The following is a 243-nucleotide window of genomic DNA, read 5'->3' as shown; positions in this document are numbered from 1 at the left end:
CTGATCCTCAAAGAGCTCGGCCAGCGGCGTGTCATGGTCAAGCTCGGGGTCGGCGCGGCGCTGGGCATCGACGGCTTGAGGATCATGGGCAAAGCGGCCTTCGGCCACTGCCGGCGCATCCACCACGGTGACGACCGCATCAACCGTGAAAGCGTGCCGAATGGTGGGCCACTGAAACGCCTGCACCAGCGGCTTGGGCAGCGCCAGGCCGGAGGTCTCGATGACCAGGTGGTCGATCTGGTC

1 protein-coding gene is annotated in these 243 nt (G+C 66.3%); it reads right to left on the bottom strand.

Going from position 1 to position 243, the window contains the following annotated elements; translation table 11 throughout:
• On the bottom strand, window positions 1–243 hold a 243-nt coding region (locus NET02_RS16480), incomplete at both ends, for a GTP-binding protein (protein WP_284058520.1).

Source organism: Thermalbibacter longus, from assembly GCF_023806485.1.
GTDB lineage: Bacteria > Chloroflexota > Chloroflexia > Thermomicrobiales > Thermomicrobiaceae > Thermalbibacter > Thermalbibacter longus.
Note: the sequence above shows the minus strand (reverse complement) of the source record. Positions and strands in the feature narration are given on the sequence as shown.